Raw genomic sequence first — 17519 nt, 5'->3', positions numbered from 1 at the left:
GCACGCCGACGCACCCGGGCGGGTCGAGGTCACTCCTCCCACGCCCCCGGGTCGTCGCACACGTCGACGTGGTTGACCCGGTGACCGCGCCGCAACTCCGCGACGAACCCGTCGACGTCCACCCCGAACGCCTCCACCACCCGCACCGACGCCGGCGTCGACCCCACCCGCGCCGCGTCGGCCAAATCGTGACGGCCCTCCGCGCGCAACGCCGCCGTCACCCGGTCGTGGTTCTCAGACTTCGTCCGCTCGTCCCGCACCTCCCGCACCCGCCGGTCACCGCGCAACTCGCCCGCCACCCGCCACATCTGCTCGTCGGTGTCGAACAACACCCGCACCACCGTGCAGTACGGCACCGGCCGGCCCGCCACCGACCGGCCCGCCACCGACCGGCCCGGCCCGGGCAGCACCACCAGCGCGACCACACCCGTGACCAACGCCGACACCACGGTCAGCGCCAGCACCCGGGTCGGCGATCGGCGGAACACGCACACCACCCTGCCACGCCCCGTGGCACACCGGCCACCCAGCGTCACACCCGGCACCGGCGGACGCGGTGACGCGCACCCCCACCACCCTCTGCCACTATCGACCACGTGATCAGCATCGACCCGGCCTCACCCGTGCCGCCCTACGAACAGGTGCGGTCCCAGTTCGCCCGCGCGATCACCGACCGCGACCTGGCCGTCGGCGCCCGCCTGCCCACCGTGCGCGCCCTGGCCGCCGACCTCGGCCTCGCCGTCAACACCGTCGCCCGCGCCTACCGCGAACTGGAGGAATCAGGCCTCATCGAAACCCGCGGCCGCGCCGGCACCGTCGTCAGCGCCGCCGGCCAACGCGGCCGCGAACGCGTCCTGCGCGCCGCCCGCGCCTACGCCACCACCGCCCGCGAACAAGGCCTCACCGCCGACGAGGCCCTCGACATCGTGCGCGCCGCCCTCACCGACACCCACCACCCGTAGGGTGACGCCGATGGCCACCGAACACGGCGGCGGCGACCCGGCCCGGACCCTCGCGGTGCTGTGGCGCACCACCGGCCGGACCGCCCGCACCGACCTCGACGTCGACCGCATCGTCACCACCGCGATCGACCTCGCCGACACCGAGGGCCTCGACGCGCTGTCCATGCGCCGCGTCGCCCGGGAACTGCGCGTCGGCACCATGTCCCTCTACACCCACGTGCCCGGCAAGGCCGAACTCCTCGACGCCATGGTCGACACCGTGCACGGCGAGACCCCACGCCCCGCCGACGTGCCCGGCGGCTGGCGCGGCCGGCTCGCCCGCATCGCCCGCGACAACCTCGACCTGCACCTGCGCCACCCCTGGCTGCTGCACGTCGTCACCCACCGCGCCGTCCTCGGCCCCCACGTCACCGCCAAGTACGACTACGAACTCGGCGCCGTCGACGGCATCGGGCTCACCGACACGGAGATGGACTCGGTCCTCACCCTCGTCCTGGCCCACGTCCGCGCCGCCGCCCGCATCGCCGTCGACGCCGCCCACGTGCGGCGCAGCACCGGCCTCACCGACGAACAGTGGTGGCGCGCCGCCGCCCCCGTGCTCGCCAAGGTCCTCGACCCCGCCCGCTACCCGACCGCCGCCCGCGTCGGCGCCGCCGCCGGCGCCGCGCACGGTGCTGTCCACGACGCCGAGCACGCGTTCACCTTCGGCCTGGAACGCGTGCTCGACGGCATCGACACCCTCGTGCGGAGCCGTCAATAAGGACGCTTCGGCATCATCACCCACAACAACAGGTAGATCAGGAACTGCGGCCCCGGCAACAGGCACGACACCAGGAACACCACCCGCACCGTCCTGGCCTTCCACCCGTACCGGGCAGCCAGCCCCGCACACACACCCGCGATCACTTTCCGGTCCTGAGGCCTGGTCAACGTGGTCATGCCACCACCATTCCCGCGCTCGACGCCCCCCACATCGGTGGGCACCCTGATCCCTACCCCGGCCCGCCCGCACCCAACCCCAGGGCAACCACACCCCGCCCCACACGTCCCCACCCCACACCGTCACCCGTCCGTGTGATGCTTCCGCGGTGCGAGAGGTCTTACAGGGTGTGCTCGACACCCAACGGCGGTTCACCCCCGACTACACCGACGCCATGCGACGGCGCGGCGAACTCGTCCGCGACCGGATGACCGCCTGGCTGCGCCCCCGCCTGCCCGACCTGCGCGCGGTCTGCGTCGACGACCTCGACGTCGACGCGAGCGACGGCATCGGCCGACGCGCCAAGATCCCCTGGGTCCGCGTCCACTCCACCCGCCGCTCACCCCGACCCCGTGACGGCTGGTACGTCGTCTACCTCTTCGACGCCCCCGGCGACAGCGTCTACCTCACCCTCATGCAGGGCACCACCACCTGGAACGGCAACGCGCCCGTCGACCGCCCCGTCGCCGAACTGCGGGCCCGCTCCCACTGGGCGCGCACGACACTGGCCACCGACCTGGCCCGACGCCCCGACCTGCTGCCCGCGATCGCGCTGCGGGGAGCCCGCGGCAAGCGGGCACAAGGGTACGAGCACGGCACCGTGGCCGCCTTCGAATACCGCCGCGACGCGATCCCCGCCGACGACGTCCTCCACACCGACCTGCTGTTCCTCGTCTCCGTCCTGGGCCGGCTGCACGCGATCGAGGACACCGACGCCCACCCCGCCCACAGCGGCACCCCGGACCGGCGGCCACCCGAGCCGCCCGAGGTCACCGACGCCACCGCCTCGGCCGCACGCGCGGCCGGGCGCCGCAACACCGGCCAGGGCTTCGCCACCGACCCCGCCGAACGCGCCGCGATCGAGGCCCACGCCGTGGCACGCGCCCAGCGCTACCTGCGGGCGCAGGGGTTCGCCGTGCGCGACGTCGGCGCGGTCGAGTCCTACGACCTCGACGCCACCCGGCCCGGCGAACGGCTGTACGTCGAGGTCAAGGGCACCACCTCGACCGGCGGGGAAGTGGTGCTCACCCGCAACGAGGTACTCCTCAACGCCGACCGCCACCCGCACACGATGCTGATCGTCCTCAGCCACATCGAGATCGACCGCGACGTCACGCCGCCGCGCGCCACCGGCGGCCGGATGCGCGTCGTGCACCCGTGGTCGGTGGCGGGGGAGGACCTCACCCCCGTCTCCTACCGCTACCGGGTCCGGTGAGGGAGCGCGACGGGCTGGCTGCGGGTTCGTGACCGCGGGCTCGTAGGCTGGCCCGGTGGTCGCCGCCCCCGTGACGCCGGGTCAACCCGTCGCCGACACGCCCCCCGCCCGCCGTCGCCGTGACGTGCGGGGCACGCTGCTGCGGATCGCGGCGGCCGCCGCCGGCGGGGCCGCGGTGTTCCTCAGCTTCCCCCCGCGCACCACCTGGTGGCTGGCCCCCGTCGGGTTCGCCGTGCTCGGCGTCCTGCTGCACGGCCGCCGCGCCCGCGCCGGGTTCGGCCTCGGCCTCGTGTGGGGACTGGCGTTCATGGCGCCGCTGCTGCGGTGGACCGGCGAGTTCGTCGGCCTCATCGCCTGGCTGCCGCTGGCCCTGCTGTGCGCGGCGCTGATCGCGGTCGGCACCGCCGCCATGGCCGCGGTGTCCCGACTGCCCGGCGCGCCGCTGTGGATGGCGCTGGTGTGGGTCGCCGACGAGGCGCTGCGCGCCGTCGTGCCGTTCGGCGGATTCCCCTGGGGCAAGATCGCCTTCGGTCAACCCGAGGGCTGGTACCTGCCGCTGGCCTCCGTCGGCGGCGCACCCCTGATCGGGTTCGCCGTCGCCCTCACCGGCCTGGGCGCCGCCCACCTCCTGCGCACCCGCGGCCGCGCCTGGCCGCTCGGCGCGGCCGCCGTCGTGCTGCCCCTCGCCGCCGGCGTCGCCGCCTCCGCCCTCGTGCACACCGACCCCGACCAGGGCTCCGCCACCGTCGCCGCCGTCCAGGGCAACGTGCCGCGCGCCGGCCTGGACTTCAACGCCCAACGCCGCGCCGTGCTCGACAACCACGTCGCCCGCACCCTGCAACTGGCCGCCGACGTCGACGCCGGCCGCACCCGACGACCCGACCTGGTCATCTGGCCGGAGAACTCCTCCGACATCGACCCGTTCCGCAACGCCGACGCCGCCGCCCGCATCCGCCAGGCCACCGAGGCCATCGGCGCGCCCATCGCCGTCGGCGCCGTCGTCATCGACCCCGACGACAACCTGCCCCGCAACACCGTCGTGCTCTACGAACCCGGCGTCGGCGCCACCGACACCTACACCAAGCGGCAGCTGCAGCCCTTCGGCGAGACCATGCCCTACCGCGCGTTCTTCCGGATCTTCACCGACACCGTCGACCGCGCCGGCACCTTCCAACCCGGCACCGACCCCGAGGGCTTCACCATGGGCCCCGCCAAGGTCGCCCTCGACACCTGCTACGAGGTCGCGTTCGACGGCGTAGTCCGCGACTCGGTCACCGCCGGCGCGAACCTCATCGCCATCCCCACCAACAACGCCACCTTCGGCTACACCGAGATGACCTACCAGCAACTGGCCATGTCCCGCGTCCGCGCCGTCGAACACGGCCGATCCGTCGTGGTCGCCGCCACGAGCGGCGTCAGCGCGATCGTGGCCCCCGACGGGTCGGTCACCCAGCGGACCGGCCTGTTCACCGCCGACGCGCTGGTGGCGACGGTGCCGCTGCGCGGGGAGGCTACGCTGGCCACCCGGCTCGGCGCATGGCCCGAGTGGGTGATGACCGCCCTGGGCCTCATGGCCGTGGCGTTCACCGTGACGATGAGACGACGACGATCGCGTCCGACCCCTGGTGCGGGTGTCGGCGAGGAGGAAACGGATGGCGGACCAGCAGGCGCAGCCTGACCGCGAGCTCGGGCCGGTGCTGGTGGTGATCCCGACCTACAACGAGCGGGACAACATCGGGAAGATCGTGCAACGGCTGCACACCGCGCTGCCGGACGTGCACGCCCTCGTGGTCGACGACGGCAGCCCCGACGGCACAGGACAGCTGGCCGACGAACTGGCCGCCGCCGACGACCGCGTGCACGTCCTGCACCGCACAGAGAAGGCGGGCCTGGGCGCCGCCTACATCGCCGGGTTCGGCTGGGGCATGGAACGCGGCTACCAGGTCCTCGTGGAGATGGACGCCGACGGCTCCCACGCCCCCGAGGACCTGCCCCGCATGCTCGACGCCCTGCACGACGCGGACCTCGTGATCGGCTCCCGCTACGTGCCCGGCGGCACCGTGGTCAACTGGCCCAAGAAGCGCGAGATCCTCTCCCGCGGCGCGAACCTCTACTCCCGGCTCGCGCTGGGCGCGTCGGTCAAGGACATCACCGCGGGCTTCCGCGCCTACCGCACCGACGTGCTGCGCAACCTCAACCTGCACAACGTCGCCTCGGCCGGCTACTGCTTCCAGATCGACCTGGGCTGGCGCACCATCGAACTCGGCTACCGGGTCGTCGAGGTGCCCATCACGTTCACCGAACGTGAGATCGGCGTGTCCAAGATGAGCGGCGACATCGTCCGCGAGGCGCTGATCAGGGTCACCAAGTGGGGACTGCGCCGCCGCGGCACCCAGCTGCGCGACCTGTTCGCCCCGAAGACCAAGGCGAAGACCCCCAGCAACCGCTGAACCACCCGCACACGCCGGGGGGCCCGCCAGGACGATCGTCCCGGCGGGCCCCCCGCACGTCGTGTCGGATCAGGCGGTGCGCGTGCGCCGCCCCTTCAGCTCCTCCAACCGCTCGTCCAGGAGCTCTTCGAGCTCCGGGATCGTGCGACGCTCCAGGAGCATGTCCCAGTGCGTGCGCGGCGGCTTCACCTTCTTCTGCTCCGGCTCCGCGCCGTCGATGATCTTCGACTCCTGGCCGTGCAGACGGCACTCCCAGGTGTGCGGGACCTCGGCGTCGTCGGAGAACGGGACCTCGAAGTCGTGGCCCTTGGGGCAGGCGTACCGCACCGACCGGCGCGGGGCGAGGTCGTGATTGCGGTCGGTCTCGTAGCTGACTGCTCCGAGCCGGCTACCCCGTAGAACGCGGTCGGCCATGGCGGTGTCCTTTCGCTCGGCTCAGGGCCGGGGCCCAGGCTTGTTGCTCACCGAGTGCAACGATCGGACTGCTCCGTTCGTTCCCGGCTTCACGGTCATCGTCGCCCACAGTGACGTCTTTCACCCGTCAACGAAGGCGTCCACCTAAGGGATGCAATCGCGGCCGGTTCGTGACGCGTTATCAAGCTACCGAGACCATCCATCACACGGACGGAGCAGTCCTGGCACAAGACGTGCGGCTGCGACAGCTTAGACCGACCACGCAGGGCGACGTCACGGCGGGTTTAACGCAACAGTAGTGACGTCCGTCATGGTCACGGTCACGCAAAGTTATTTCGAGGATTTTCGGGGATCCCGCCACGCTCGGTGGCGGTTCAAGTGTGCTCGGTGGCGGACATGAGGATGAATCACCCGTCCGGACCGCACCCAAACGTCCAATCGGACGCTTTACCCTCTCGATAACTTCAGTGTCACCCGAAAGAGTACTTTTCGGCGAGTCGGTCGAGCAGCTCCCGTTGACCCTTGACCACTTTCACCCGCGCCTGGACCAGAGGGAACCACGCGACGCGGTCGACCTCCGGGTACTCCCGCACCCGTCCGGACCCGCGAGGCCACTCCAGGGTGAACGTGCCCGGAACCACCCGATCGGGGTCCAGGTCGCCCTCCAGGGCCCACGCCCGCACCACCTTGCCCCCGGACTGCCGCACCTCGCCCAACGGCACCAGCTCGCCCCGCGGCACCGGCAGCCCCAACTCCTCGACGAACTCCCGACGCGCGGTGACCTCCGACTCCTCGTCGCCCTCGGGCTCGCCCTTCGGGATCGACCACGCGCCCTCGTCCTTGCGCGCCCAGAACGGGCCGCCCATGTGCCCCAGCAGCACCTGCACCTCGCCGTCGACCACCCGGTGCAGCAGGATGCCCGCGCTGAACCGCCCCGTCACCCGTGCACACCCCGTGCGCCCGACCCCGTCACACCCACCGTCATGGTCCCCAGTGTGGCGGGCCCCGCCACGCCCGCGACGATCAGGTCTTGCGGCGGGTCCGCATGTGGATCTGCTCGCCCTGCTTGCCGAACAGGCTCAGGATCTCCACCGGCTCCGGACCGGCCGGACCGAACCAGTGCGGCAGGCGCGTGTCGAACTCCGCCGCCTCGCCCGCCCCCAGCACCACGTCGTGGTCGGCCAGGATCAACCGCAACCGACCCGACAGCACGTAGAGCCACTCGTAGCCGGTGTGCGTGCGCGGATCCGGCTCACCCCGGTCCGGGATGATCATCTTGAACGCCTGCAGACCACCCGGCTGCTGGGTCAGCGGCAGCACCGTCATGCCGTTGCGGCGCACCGGCACGGGACGGATCCGCGGATCGCCCACCGGCGGCGCGCCCACCAGCTCGTCGAGGGGCACGCGGTGCGCGCGGGCGATCGGCAGCAGCAGCTCCAGGCTCGGGCGCCGCAGACCCGACTCCAGGCGGGACAGGGTGCTCTTGGAGATGCCGGTCGCCGCCGCCAGGTCCGCCAGCGTGGCGCCCCGGCTGGTGCGGATGTGGCGCAGCCGCTCACCGACCTTGTCCAACACCTCGTCGGTCGGACCGTCACCGGAACCACCGGTGTCGGCACGGTCGGCGCCGGCGGCATCGTCGGGGTGGTCGGTGCTGGGGTCGCTCGCGTCGCTCATCTGGTCGTGTCCCGGTTCCGGCAACAAGGCTTGTCCATTGTGGGACGCCGGGGCGGTGTCCGTCGACCGGGGTCAGGTCAGGCGCAGCTGGTGGCCGTCCACGGCGTGGGGACCGAGGTCGCCGGTGCGGTAGTGGGTGCGGCACAGCACCTGGTAGCGGACCTCCACGCCGTCGGCCGCGGTGTGGGCGGTGGTGTCGGCGACCAGGACGGTGTCCCCGGCGCGCACGACGTCGCCGTCGTGGACGCGGGCGTTGAACCGGCCCGGCCGGCCGCACCAGCACAGCACCTCGACCTGGATGGCGTTGAGCTCGTCGGCCAGCTCGAACAGGCGCTGCGAGCCCGGGAACAGGCAACTGCGGAAGTCGGTGGCCAGACCGAAGCAGTAGACCTCCAGGTGGGCGTCGTCGGCGAGCTCGGCCAGCTGGTCGACCTGCTCGGCGGACAGGAACTGGGCCTCGTCGACGATGACGTAGTCCACCCGGGCGCCGCCCGCCCACGTCTCGCGCACCAGCTCGCACAGGTCCATGTCCTCGTGGACCTCCAGGGCGTTGCGGGCCAGGCCCATGCGGCTGGAGATCGTCGGGGCGCCGGAGCGGTCGTGGCGCACCAGCAGCAGCCCGCGGCGGCCCTGACGGGCCTGGTTGTGGTCGATCTGCAACGCCAGCGTCGACTTGCCGCAGTCCATCGGGCCGAAGAAGAACCGCAACCGCCCGGTGGGCGCGAGACCGCGGCCCGCGCCGGCGGCGGGCACGGAGGACAACGCGTCGGTCGGGTCCGGGGCGAGGGTGATCGGTTCCACGGCGGGCCACCCTAATGCGCCATACCCGCGGTCGGTGCGCGGGCCGTGCACACCGGCCGCCCCCACGGCCTTCCCGCCGGCGGTCCGCGGCGCCGCGGCCCGGATCCCCCGGGCCGGGGGAGGGCGCGAGGTCAGCGTGCAGCGACGGCGTCGACCTCGAACAGTATCCCGGGCAGGGCGAGGGTGGCGACGCCGAGCAGCGTCTGGGCGGGTGGCCGGTCGCCCCAGATGCGGCCGACGCGGTCGGCCAGGACGGCGAGCCGGTCGGCGTCGTGGTCGACGACGTAGGTGCCCAGGCGGGCGACGTGGTGGTAGTCGAGCCCCGCGGCGCGCAGCGCGGTGCCGAGGTTGGCGAAGGCGCGGTCGACCTGCTCGGCGAAGTCGTCGGAGACGACGTGGCCGTCGCGGTCGCTGCCGTATTGGCCGGCCACGAGCACCAGGTCGCCGGTGGTGGCGGCGAGGTGGCTGTAGCCGTAGCCGGTGGGGTCGTGCAGTCCGTCGGGGTTGACCAGGGTGTGCGGCACGGTCGGTCCTTCCAATCGGGTCCGCCCGGGGCTCGGGCGGGTCGGGCTCGGGTGAGCGGGCTCGGGGTTCAGGCGGGTGGGGCGGGGGAGAGCCGGGCTCGGGTGGCGGCGGGCGCGTCGGGGTCGGCGCGGCGCACGTCGGCGTCGAGGTCGGCGAGGGTGCGGCCGGCGAGCTCGCGGCGCCAGGCCAGCTCGGCGCGGGTCATGGCGGTGTCGATGGCGCAGCGGGTGGTGTGGGGGCCGCCCGCGCGGATCTCGGTGCAGCGGAACGCCGGGTCGGCGCCTTCGAGCGCGGTGACGACGTCCATGAGGGTCACCGCGTGCGGTGGCCGGTCGAGCAGGTAGCCGCCGCGCGGGCCGGGGGTGGAGCGGACGATGCCGGCGCGGCCGAGCGCCTGCAGCTGCTTGGTCAGGTAGGCCGCGGGCAGGCCGTGGTGGGCGGCGAGCCGGGCGGCGGGGACGGGGGTGCCGCGCGCCCACGCCAGGTCCAGGCAGCAGTGCAGGGCCCATTCGACGCCCTCGGCCATCCTCATGCCCCCACCCTAGCCGAATCCTGGACATCGCATATCCAGATTTATTGCCGAGATATATCGCGAAGCGGTATAACCTGCGGTGTGAGAGGTATGTCGGAGCAGGTGTTCCTGGTGCTCACCGCGTTGGCGGAGGAGCCGTTGCACGGGTACGCGATCGTGCGTGCGGTGGAGGAGTTGTCGGAGGGGCGGGTGCGGCTGCGGGTCGGCACGCTCTACGGGGCGCTGGACCGGCTGGTCGCGGAGGGACTGGCCGAGCGGGACCGCGAGGAGGTCCACCAGGGCAGGCTGCGGCGCTACTACCGGCTGACCGACGCCGGGGTGCGGGTGTTGTCGGCGGAGGTGGCGCGGCTGTCGGCGAACGTGCGCGCCGCGTCGTCGGTGCTGCGGGCCAGGGGCGCGCTGTGAGCCGCGCGGTGAGGGGTGCGCTGTGAGGTCGAACCTGGAACGCCGCTACCGGGCGCTGCTGCGGGTGCTGCCCGCCTGGTACCGGGCGGAGCGCGAGGAGGAGATGGTCGGGATCTTCCTGGCCGACCGCACCGACGACCTGGACCTGGAGCACGGTTGGCCCGGGTGGGGCGAGGCGGGCGCGACGGTGGCGCTGGCGGTGCGGGTCCGGCTGGGCGCGCGGCGCGCGGCGGGGACCGTGCTGCGGGTGCTGGGGTTGACCGGGCTGCTGGGGCACCTGGTCGCGGCGGCGCAGTCGTGGACGGTGGTGGCGCGGACGGGTTTCGCGGTCCCGGTGCAGGGCTGGTGGTACGACGCGCTGGCGGTGGTGGCGTTCGCGATGCTGGTCGCGGGCCGTCGCGCGGTGGGTCGGGTCGCGGCCGGGCTGCTGGGCGTGGCGTCGCCGGCGCTGGTGGTGTGGGCGGTGGCGTCGGGGTCGGTGGCGTCCGGGTCCCCGCCGTGGCCGACGCTGCTGTGGCACGTCCCGGCGGTGGTGGTCGCCGCCGTGGTGGTGGCGGGGTTCCACCGGGAGGCGCCGCCGGTGCCGCGGCGGTGGTGGGTCACCGCGCCGGTCGGTCTGGCGGCGGGGGCGGTGTCGGTGGTGTTCGCGCCGGTGCTGTCGACGTGGACGGTGGTCGGGTCGTGGCTGCTCGCCGCCGCCGTGGTGGCGGTGGTGCGGCCCTGGTCGACGCGGGCGCCGGCGCCGGCGCTGTGACCGGTGTGCCCCGCCCGGCGGTACCGGGGCGGGGCACAACCGCGCGGTCACACCTTGTCGGGCACCGGGTTGCCGGAGGCGATGATCGCCCGCCGCACCGGCACGAAGATCATCAGCACGAACCCGACGACGAAGAAGACCACCAGCGAGATGATCGCGAGCCGGAACGACCCGGTGGCCTGCCCGACGCCGGCGAACACCAGCGGCCCCAACCACGACGTGGACCGCTCGCCGACCTCGTAGAGGGAGAAGTACTGGGCCTCGCGGCCGGGCGGGATCATCTGGCTGAACAGCGACCGCGACAACGCGTTCGTGCCGCCCAGCACCAGACCGATGCCCGCGGCCAGCACGTAGAACTGGACCTGCTGCTGCGCCTGGACGAAGAACGCCGCGCCCACGACCACGATCCACACGCACAGGCTGACCATGATGGTGCGCTTGGCGCCCCAGGACCTGGCCAACCGGCCGTGCAGCATGCCGCCGAAGAACGCGACGAACTGCACGATCAGGATGGTGGTGATCAGCACCGTCTCGTCGAGCTTGAGCTCGTCGCGGCCGTACTGGGCGGAGACGTTGGCCACGGTGGCGATGCCGTCGGTGTAGATGAGGTAGGTGCCCAGGAACGCCAGCGTCAGCGGGAACAGCCGCGCCTGCTTGACCGTCTGGCGCAGCTCGGCGAACCCGGCGGTGATCACCGCCCCGCCGGACTCGGTGCCGTGCGGCGCCTGGTGCCGCTTGAGGCGGGCCAGCGGGATGAGGGTGAACCCGGCCCACCACAGACCCGACAGCACGAACCCGACGCGCACCGCGGCGCCCTCGCTCAACCCGACGGCGTCGTGGCCGATGAACAACCCCAGCTGCACCGCCAGCGCCAGGCCGCCGCCCAGGTAGCCGAACGCCCAGCCGCGCGAGGAGACCGCGTCGCGCTCGTCGGGGGCGGCGATCTCGGGCAGGAACGCGTAGTACACGACGACCGACGCGCCGTAGCAGATGTTGCCGAGGATGAACAACGCCACGCCGAGGTGCCAGTTGTCGCCGCCGACGGTGGCCAGCGCGATGGTGGCGGCCGACCCGGTGAACGCCAGACCGCCCAGCATGCGCCGCTTGTTCTGGGTGCGGTCGGCGATGGCGCCCATCACCGGCAGCACCACGACCTGCACGACCGTGGCGATCGACAGCAGGTAACCCCACAGCGACCCGGCCGGGAAGTAGGCGCCGAACAGGGAGATGTCGCACTGCCGCAGCGACCCGTCCGCGCAGGCGTCCGGGCCGTTGCGGGCCGTGTCGGCGATCGCCGCCTCCTTGGCCACCGCGGTGAGGTAGCCGGAGAGGAACACGGTGACCACCGAGGTGGGGAACACCGAGTTCGCCCAGTCGTACCAGGTCCATCCGCGCTGTTCCCGCCTGCGGTCCACGGCGGGTGCGGTGCTGTCGGCCACGCTCATGGGGGCGGACTGTATATCGCGGGCCACCCGTTGGTGGTGATCACCGCCAAGCTGTTGCCAACCGGTCGCCCGCACGCCACGCGACACGACCCCGACCCCGCGGCCGACCGACCGCGACAGCCCACGACCGACCCGCGACGGCACCGACCCGCGACGCAGGCCGACCACCGCGGACGGGGCCCGCCGCGCGTGCGATCCGGCCGGGAACCCGGGACGATCCGGGGTGTCAGCCCTCGGCCCACGCCCGCCGGTCGATCAGCACGTCGCGCAACCGGTCCGGCCGGTCGGTGACCAGACCGTCCACGCCCAGGTCGAGCAGCCCCCGCATCCGCGCCTCGTCGTCGATGGTCCACACGTGCACCTCCAGACCCCGGCGGTGCGCGGCGCGCACGAAACGGCCGTCGACCACCAGCAGCCTGCCCTGGTTCACCGGCACCTGCGCCACCATGCCCCGCACCGGCAGCCCCACCAGCGGCACCCGCCCCGCCGCCCACAGCGCGCCCGCCGACCGCGGCCCCATCGACGTCAACAACCCCGGGCCGCCCAACCTGCGCAGCCGCGCCAGCCGCCTCTCCGAGAACGACGCCAGGCACACCCGGTGCAGCGCGTTCGTCCGGCGCAGCACCTCCAGCACCGGCACCACCGCCGAGTCCGCCTTCACGTCGATGTTGACCAACGCCTCCGGCAGGTCCTCCAGCAGGTCCTCCAGCCGCGCGATCGGCTCCCGCCCGCCCACGTTGGCCGCCCGCACCGCCGACCACGGCTGCGCCGCCACCGGCCCCGTAGCGTCGGTCGTGCGGTCCAGCACCGCGTCGTGGTGCACCACCACGACCCCGTCGGAGGTCGCGTGCACGTCGGTCTCCAGGTACCGGAAACCCTCCCGGGCGGCGCGGCGGAACGCGGCCAGCGAGTTCTCCATCCCCGACAGCTCGTCGAGGTGCCAGCCCCGGTGGGCGAACGCGCGGGGGTGCGGTCCGGACAGGTACGGGTGGGTCGCGGTCACACCCGGAGTGTGCCCTGGCGGCGTGGCGTTGCGGTGACCGGTGGGTAGCCGGATACCGTCGCGCGCCATGGAGCTGGTGACCGAGCCCGTCGCGGCGCGCCGTGAGGAAGCCAGGCACTGCGCCTGGTGCGGACGCCGCCTGCCCGACAGCGGACGGATCGGCCGGCCACGCCGGTACTGCGCGCAGCCCTGCCGGCAGCGCGCCTACGAGCGGCGGGCCGCCGTGCAGCGCGGCGGGCTGCCCGAGGACGCCGTGGTGCTGTCCGCCGGCGAGTTGGCCGACCTGCAGGACCGGCTGTTCCAGCTGCGGTGCGCCGCCGAGGACGTCGCCACCGCGGCCGCCGACGGCGCGGACGGGTCGGAGCTGCGGCGGCTGGCGGGGGAACTGGTCGACACCGCACGCGGTCTGGAGCGGTTGCGCTGAACGGTGTCGGCTTGCCCACCGCGTGTGGTCTCGACCATCATGACGCGCGGGTGGGCGAGGAGGGGCGCGTGAACGGCAACGGCGCGTTGCACCGGGAGGTGCTCGACCGGGCCGACGTCGGTTTCGGTGTGACCGACGCGAACGGCACGCTGGCGTGGGTGAACCCGGCGCTGGCGGAGATCCTGGGCGTGCCGGTGGACCACGTGGTCGGCCGGTCGCTGCCCGCGCTGCTGCCCGGCGCGCCCGAACGGCCCCGCTCGGGCCTGGCGCTGCTCACACCCAGCGCCTACCGCAAGGGCCACCGCTGGCTGGAGGTCACCTGCCAGCACCTGCACCCCGACGCCGGGTCCGACGCGACCGCGGGGGAGCAGCTGCTGTACCGGGTCGTGGACGTCACCGCGTGGCGCGACCGGGAGCTGGAGGCCACCCACGAGGCCGACGCGCTGCGCCGCGCCCAGGTGCTGGGCCGCATGGGCACGTGGGAGTGGCACATCACCGAGGACCGCGTGGTGTGGTCGGACACGCTGCTGGAGATGTTCGGGTTCCCACCCGACACCGAACTCGACTTCGACCGCTACGCCGCGCTCGTGCACCCCGACGACCTGGCGATGATCCAGGCCACCCTGCAGGAGGCCATGCGGTCGGGCGCCGGGTTCTCCTACACCCACCGCATGACGCTGGCCGACAAGGGCACCGAGCGGTGGTTCGAGTGCTTCGGCGAGGTCGTCACCGACGAGGACGGCGCGCCGCTGCGGGTGCTGGGCACCGCCCACGACATCACCCGCGCCCGCCGCGTGCACGACGAACTGCTCGCCCTGGCCGAGCAGGACCCGCTCACCGGGCTGGCCAACCGGCGCGCGGTGACCCGCGAACTGGAACGACAACTCGCCGGCGGCGGGCCCGGCGCGATGCTGCTGCTGGACCTGGACAACTTCAAGGACGTCAACGACCTGCGCGGCCACGCCGTCGGCGACCGGCTGATGAAGGCGCTGGCCGCCAAACTGCGGTCACGGCTGTCGACATCGCAGCTGATCGGCCGGCTCGGCGGCGACGAGTTCGCCGTCGTGCTGCCCGGCGCCACCTCCGCCGACGCCGCCCACGTCGCCGAAGGGCTGCGCGACGCCGTGGCGTCCCTGCCGCTGGTCGGCGCCGCGCGCAGCGTCACCGTGTCCACCGGCGTCGCCGAGTACGGGCCCGGCGACACGTGGGAACTGGTCCTGGCCAACGCCGACCTCGCCCTCTACGCCTCCAAGGCCGCCGGACGCAACCGCGTCACCGTCTACGAACCGGGCCACTACGCCGACACCGCCAAACGCGTCTCCGTGCTGGACCGGCTGCGCGCAGCCCTGGACCACGGAGGCCTGGCCCTGCACGCCATGCCGATGGTGCAGCTGGCCACCGGCAAGACCCTCGGCCACGAACTGCTGCTGCGCCTGGAGGACGGCCAGGACCCCTACCTCGGCCCGGCGGAGTTCCTGCCCGAGGCCGAACGCTCCGACCTGGTCCTCGACATCGACCGGTGGGTGCTGTCCACCGCCATCGACGCCCTCGTCGGCCACCCCGACCCCGCACTGCGGTTCAACGTCAACATCTCCGGCCGGACCCTGGAGGACGAGGACTTCGGCGGGTTCGTCCTGGACCGGCTCGCCACCGCGGGCGTCGCACCGGGCCGGCTCGGCCTGGAGATCACCGAGACCGCCGCGGTCACCAACCTCGACGCCGCCCGCGCCCTGGCGCTGCAGCTGCGCGGCTTCGGCTGCCGCATCACCCTCGACGACTTCGGCTCCGGGTTCGGCTCCTTCGTCCACCTCAAGCACCTGCCCATCACCGGCATCAAGATCGACGGCGAGTTCGTGCGCGGCATCGACGAACGCTCCACCGACGCCGTGCTCGTCGCCGGCATCGTGCAGATCGCCCAGGGCCTGGGACTGTCCGCCGTCGCCGAGTGGGTCGAACGCCCCGCCCAGGTCGAGGCCCTCACCCGACTCGGGGTCCGCGTCGGCCAGGGATTCCACCTCGGCCGCCCCCAACCGCTGGCACAGGTCCTCTCGGCCCAGCCGCAGCCACCGAACGGCGCATTGTCGCCACGCATGGCCGGTGCGGAGGATGGGGCGCGTTCCTGATCACCGCACCACCCCGCACCACACCCGCACCGCCCGCGTTCGACCGCCCGTGCCCGATCCCCGCGTTCGATCCCCGCGTTCGACCACCCGCCGCCCGCCCCGATGGGAAGCCACCGCCGTGCCCGGTACCCCCGACAGCCCCGCACGCGGTGTCCGCCGCGTCGAGCTGAACACCACCGACCCCGAACCCGTCGCCGAGTTCTACGCCCACCTCCTCGGCTGGGTGATCATCGCCGAGCCCGACGGCTCGTTCACCGGCTGGGTCGGCGACCGCCTCGCCACCCGCGTGCAACCCGGCGAACCCGGCTGGCACCTCGTGTTCGCCGGCACCCAGCCCCGTGACCTCGACCGCGGCGCCGCCGTCGACCAAGGCCGCGTGCTGCACGGCCCGTGGGCCCCGCAACCCCGCCCCGGCGAACCCTGCTGGGTCGAACTCATGGCCGACCCCGACGCCGACGACTACTGGGCCGACCAACTCGGCTGGCAGGTCCGCGACCCCGGCGGCCCGTTCACCCTCTACGACGCCGCCGTGGCCGACGACCGCCGCCCCGTCGCCGGTCGCCTCACCGCCGAAGGCGGCTGGACCTGCTACTTCGCCGTGCCCGACATCGCCGCGGCCACCGCCGAGGCGACCGACATGGGCGGCACCGTCCTCATCGGCCCCAAGGAAGTGCCCACCGGCGTCGTCGCGGCCGTCGCCGACCCGGCCGGCGCCGTGTTCGCGCTGCTGGAGAACCCGGCCGGCTGGGGCGGCACCTGGTGCGCCACCACCCGCCAGGCACTCGCCTGACCCGCACCCACCACCACCCCGGTCCGATCCGGAACCCCGTCACCGGGCTCCGAACCCCGGCCCTCGAAGGCCGGTGCCGCCACCCCGTCCGGGCGGCGGCACCGGCATTCGACGGTCAGTCGGCGAGTTCGGGCGGGAAACCACCCGTCGCGACCGGGCCCCACCGGTCGATCGTCACGCGGATCAGCGACTTGCCCTGCCGCCGCATCGCCTCCCGGTACTCGTCCCAGTCCGGGTGCTCCCCGGCGATGCACCGGTAGTACTCCACCAGCGGCTCCACCGCCTCCGGCAGGTCCAGCACCTCCGCCCGACCGTCGACCTGCACGTACGGTCCGTCCCACTCGTCGGACAGCACGCACAACGTCACCCGCTCGTCGCGCCGCGCGTTGCGGGACTTCGCCCGCCCCGGGTACGTCGACACCACGACCCGCCCCTCGCCGTCCACCCCGCACGTCACCGGCGACACCTGCGGCCGCCCGTCGACGCGCGCGGTGACCAGCAGAGCACGGTGACGCGGCCGCAGGAACGCGAGCAGCTCGTCACGGGACACGGTCTCGGCGGTGGCGAATGTCGGCATGACCACCAGCCTAGGAGAACCCCGCGGCGCGAACGACCTCCCCGCCCACGGAGGACGACCACCCATGCACCGCTTCACCACCTACGACGGCACGACCCTGGCCGACCACCTGCGCGCCCACACCCACCAGCCCTGGTTCGCCGCCGCCGAAGCCACCGAGGCCTCACCGGCCGCCCAGGCCGGCTACAGCGCCGACGGCGCGTTCAGCCCCGGCCACACCCGCCGCGCCCTCGACCTGCCCGTCCTGATCCACGCCGGGGGAGCGGACCCCGTGTCACCACCGCACCTGGTGCGGCAGCTGGTCGAGCTCATCCCCGGCTCCCGCGACGTCGAACAACCCGGCGCCGGCCACTTCCCGTGGCCGGACGACCCCGACTTCCTCGGCGAACACCTGCGGTCCTTCCCGAACCCCTGACCCGAACCTCCGGCCCGAACGCCCGATCCG

Annotated in this window: 22 protein-coding genes; 11 read left to right on the top strand and 11 right to left on the bottom strand. The window is 73.4% G+C overall.

Annotation, left to right across the window (positions count from 1 at the left end):
• Positions 1 to 29: 29 nt before the first annotated feature.
• On the bottom strand, positions 30 to 488 hold the full coding sequence (locus AB0K14_RS20820) for a hypothetical protein (RefSeq protein WP_360451699.1): 459 nt from the start codon (positions 486 to 488) through the stop codon (positions 30 to 32).
• Positions 489 to 596: 108 nt separating this feature from the next.
• Here AB0K14_RS20820 and AB0K14_RS20815 point away from each other — a divergent pair, with 108 nt between their 5' ends.
• Both AB0K14_RS20815 and AB0K14_RS20810 read left to right on the top strand, forming a co-directional pair.
• Positions 597 to 962 carry a GntR family transcriptional regulator gene (locus AB0K14_RS20815; RefSeq protein ID WP_360451697.1) on the top strand — a complete coding sequence of 122 codons (366 nt, stop codon included), beginning with the start codon at positions 597 to 599 and terminating at the stop codon, positions 960 to 962.
• 10 nt (positions 963 to 972) lie between these two features.
• Positions 973 to 1722 (top strand): TetR/AcrR family transcriptional regulator, encoded by a 750-nt coding sequence (locus tag AB0K14_RS20810; protein WP_360451695.1) that lies wholly within the window; start codon positions 973 to 975, stop codon positions 1720 to 1722.
• Here AB0K14_RS20810 and AB0K14_RS20805 read toward each other — a convergent pair.
• On the bottom strand, positions 1716 to 1901 hold the full coding sequence (locus AB0K14_RS20805) for a PspC domain-containing protein (RefSeq protein ID WP_360451693.1): 186 nt from the start codon (positions 1899 to 1901) through the stop codon (positions 1716 to 1718). The genes AB0K14_RS20810 and AB0K14_RS20805 overlap by 7 nt on opposite strands.
• A 149-nt stretch (positions 1902 to 2050) precedes the next feature.
• On the opposite strand from AB0K14_RS20805, the gene AB0K14_RS20800 reads away from it, so the two are divergent.
• From AB0K14_RS20800 to AB0K14_RS20790, 3 genes are read left to right on the top strand one after another with little or no spacing between them, the layout of a single operon-like run.
• On the top strand, positions 2051 to 3157 hold the full coding sequence (locus AB0K14_RS20800) for a DUF3578 domain-containing protein (protein WP_360451691.1): 1107 nt from the start codon (positions 2051 to 2053) through the stop codon (positions 3155 to 3157).
• Positions 3158 to 3212: 55 nt separating this feature from the next.
• Positions 3213 to 4835 carry an apolipoprotein N-acyltransferase gene (lnt, locus tag AB0K14_RS20795; RefSeq protein WP_360451689.1) on the top strand — a complete coding sequence of 541 codons (1623 nt, stop codon included), beginning with the start codon at positions 3213 to 3215 and terminating at the stop codon, positions 4833 to 4835.
• Entirely contained in the window at positions 4810 to 5607 is a 798-nt protein-coding gene (locus AB0K14_RS20790) for a polyprenol monophosphomannose synthase (RefSeq protein ID WP_360451687.1), read from the top strand. The genes lnt and AB0K14_RS20790 overlap by 26 nt, the downstream gene beginning before the upstream one ends.
• A gap of 69 nt (positions 5608 to 5676) precedes the next feature.
• Here AB0K14_RS20790 and AB0K14_RS20785 read toward each other — a convergent pair whose 3' ends face one another.
• The 6 genes from AB0K14_RS20785 to AB0K14_RS20760 all read right to left on the bottom strand — a co-directional run bounded on the left by AB0K14_RS20785 (position 5677) and on the right by AB0K14_RS20760 (position 9553).
• On the bottom strand, positions 5677 to 6021 hold the full coding sequence (locus tag AB0K14_RS20785) for an RNA polymerase-binding protein RbpA (protein WP_360451685.1): 345 nt from the start codon (positions 6019 to 6021) through the stop codon (positions 5677 to 5679).
• 470 nt (positions 6022 to 6491) lie between these two features.
• Positions 6492 to 6962: an NUDIX domain-containing protein gene (locus tag AB0K14_RS20780; protein ID WP_360451684.1), complete on the bottom strand. Its 471-nt coding sequence runs from the start codon at positions 6960 to 6962 to the stop codon at positions 6492 to 6494.
• 82 nt (positions 6963 to 7044) lie between these two features.
• Positions 7045 to 7695 carry an XRE family transcriptional regulator gene (locus AB0K14_RS20775; RefSeq protein ID WP_360451682.1) on the bottom strand — a complete coding sequence of 217 codons (651 nt, stop codon included), beginning with the start codon at positions 7693 to 7695 and terminating at the stop codon, positions 7045 to 7047.
• A gap of 72 nt (positions 7696 to 7767) precedes the next feature.
• Entirely contained in the window at positions 7768 to 8496 is a 729-nt protein-coding gene (locus tag AB0K14_RS20770) for a thymidine kinase (protein WP_360451680.1), read from the bottom strand.
• A gap of 131 nt (positions 8497 to 8627) precedes the next feature.
• Complete coding sequence (locus tag AB0K14_RS20765; RefSeq protein WP_360451679.1) at positions 8628 to 9020, bottom strand: Rid family hydrolase; 393 nt, start codon at positions 9018 to 9020, stop codon at positions 8628 to 8630.
• A gap of 68 nt (positions 9021 to 9088) precedes the next feature.
• On the bottom strand, positions 9089 to 9553 hold the full coding sequence (locus AB0K14_RS20760) for an Rrf2 family transcriptional regulator (RefSeq protein WP_360451677.1): 465 nt from the start codon (positions 9551 to 9553) through the stop codon (positions 9089 to 9091).
• A 90-nt stretch (positions 9554 to 9643) separates the two neighbouring features.
• On the opposite strand from AB0K14_RS20760, the gene AB0K14_RS20755 reads away from it, so the two are divergent.
• Together AB0K14_RS20755 and AB0K14_RS20750 are read left to right on the top strand one after the other, a co-directional pair.
• Positions 9644 to 9958, top strand: a complete 315-nt coding sequence (locus AB0K14_RS20755) for a PadR family transcriptional regulator (RefSeq protein ID WP_360451800.1) — start codon at positions 9644 to 9646, stop codon at positions 9956 to 9958.
• Positions 9959 to 9980: 22 nt separating this feature from the next.
• A complete protein-coding gene (locus tag AB0K14_RS20750) occupies positions 9981 to 10712 on the top strand; it encodes a hypothetical protein (RefSeq protein WP_360451675.1) in 732 nt (243 codons plus the stop codon).
• Between the two features lie 47 nt (positions 10713 to 10759).
• On the opposite strand, the gene AB0K14_RS20745 is transcribed toward AB0K14_RS20750, so the two are convergent.
• Positions 10760 to 12157: an MFS transporter gene (locus tag AB0K14_RS20745; protein ID WP_360451673.1), complete on the bottom strand. Its 1398-nt coding sequence runs from the start codon at positions 12155 to 12157 to the stop codon at positions 10760 to 10762.
• A gap of 226 nt (positions 12158 to 12383) precedes the next feature.
• Entirely contained in the window at positions 12384 to 13160 is a 777-nt protein-coding gene (locus tag AB0K14_RS20740; RefSeq protein ID WP_360451671.1) for a glycerophosphodiester phosphodiesterase, read from the bottom strand.
• Positions 13161 to 13227: 67 nt separating this feature from the next.
• Between AB0K14_RS20740 and AB0K14_RS20735 the strand changes: the two genes are divergently transcribed.
• The 3 genes from AB0K14_RS20735 (at position 13228) to AB0K14_RS20725 (ending at position 16497) form a co-directional block, all read left to right on the top strand.
• Positions 13228 to 13584, top strand: a complete 357-nt coding sequence (locus AB0K14_RS20735) for a hypothetical protein (protein ID WP_360451669.1) — start codon at positions 13228 to 13230, stop codon at positions 13582 to 13584.
• A gap of 68 nt (positions 13585 to 13652) precedes the next feature.
• On the top strand, positions 13653 to 15707 hold the full coding sequence (locus AB0K14_RS20730) for an EAL domain-containing protein (RefSeq protein WP_360451667.1): 2055 nt from the start codon (positions 13653 to 13655) through the stop codon (positions 15705 to 15707).
• 118 nt (positions 15708 to 15825) lie between these two features.
• Positions 15826 to 16497 carry a VOC family protein gene (locus AB0K14_RS20725; RefSeq protein WP_360451665.1) on the top strand — a complete coding sequence of 224 codons (672 nt, stop codon included), beginning with the start codon at positions 15826 to 15828 and terminating at the stop codon, positions 16495 to 16497.
• Between the two features lie 115 nt (positions 16498 to 16612).
• On the opposite strand, the gene AB0K14_RS20720 is transcribed toward AB0K14_RS20725, so the two are convergent.
• Complete coding sequence (locus AB0K14_RS20720; protein ID WP_360451664.1) at positions 16613 to 17074, bottom strand: PPOX class F420-dependent oxidoreductase; 462 nt, start codon at positions 17072 to 17074, stop codon at positions 16613 to 16615.
• 64 nt (positions 17075 to 17138) lie between these two features.
• On the opposite strand from AB0K14_RS20720, the gene AB0K14_RS20715 reads away from it, so the two are divergent.
• A complete protein-coding gene (locus AB0K14_RS20715) occupies positions 17139 to 17489 on the top strand; it encodes a hypothetical protein (RefSeq protein ID WP_360451662.1) in 351 nt (116 codons plus the stop codon).
• Positions 17490 to 17519 lie beyond the last annotated feature (30 nt).

It is taken from the genome of Actinosynnema sp. NPDC050801, from assembly GCF_040673975.1.
Taxonomy (GTDB): domain Bacteria; phylum Actinomycetota; class Actinomycetes; order Mycobacteriales; family Pseudonocardiaceae; genus Actinosynnema.
This window is presented reverse-complemented; position numbering and strand designations above follow the sequence as displayed.

Bases quoted from the DNA above. Each gene is read 5' to 3' on its own strand.
- AB0K14_RS20810 (WP_360451695.1), top strand. From the start codon at position 973: ATGGCCACCGAACACGGCGGCGGCGACCCGGCCCGGACCCTCGCGGTG.
- AB0K14_RS20805 (WP_360451693.1), bottom strand. From the start codon at position 1,901: ATGACCACGTTGACCAGGCCTCAGGACCGGAAAGTGATCGCGGGTGTG.
- AB0K14_RS20790 (WP_360451687.1), top strand. From the start codon at position 4,810: ATGGCGGACCAGCAGGCGCAGCCTGACCGCGAGCTCGGGCCGGTGCTG.
- AB0K14_RS20785 (WP_360451685.1), bottom strand. From the start codon at position 6,021: ATGGCCGACCGCGTTCTACGGGGTAGCCGGCTCGGAGCAGTCAGCTAC.
- AB0K14_RS20775 (WP_360451682.1), bottom strand. From the start codon at position 7,695: ATGAGCGACGCGAGCGACCCCAGCACCGACCACCCCGACGATGCCGCC.
- AB0K14_RS20760 (WP_360451677.1), bottom strand. From the start codon at position 9,553: ATGAGGATGGCCGAGGGCGTCGAATGGGCCCTGCACTGCTGCCTGGAC.
- AB0K14_RS20755 (WP_360451800.1), top strand. From the start codon at position 9,644: ATGTCGGAGCAGGTGTTCCTGGTGCTCACCGCGTTGGCGGAGGAGCCG.
- AB0K14_RS20745 (WP_360451673.1), bottom strand. From the start codon at position 12,157: ATGAGCGTGGCCGACAGCACCGCACCCGCCGTGGACCGCAGGCGGGAA.
- AB0K14_RS20735 (WP_360451669.1), top strand. From the start codon at position 13,228: ATGGAGCTGGTGACCGAGCCCGTCGCGGCGCGCCGTGAGGAAGCCAGG.
- AB0K14_RS20720 (WP_360451664.1), bottom strand. From the start codon at position 17,074: ATGCCGACATTCGCCACCGCCGAGACCGTGTCCCGTGACGAGCTGCTC.
- AB0K14_RS20715 (WP_360451662.1), top strand. From the start codon at position 17,139: ATGCACCGCTTCACCACCTACGACGGCACGACCCTGGCCGACCACCTG.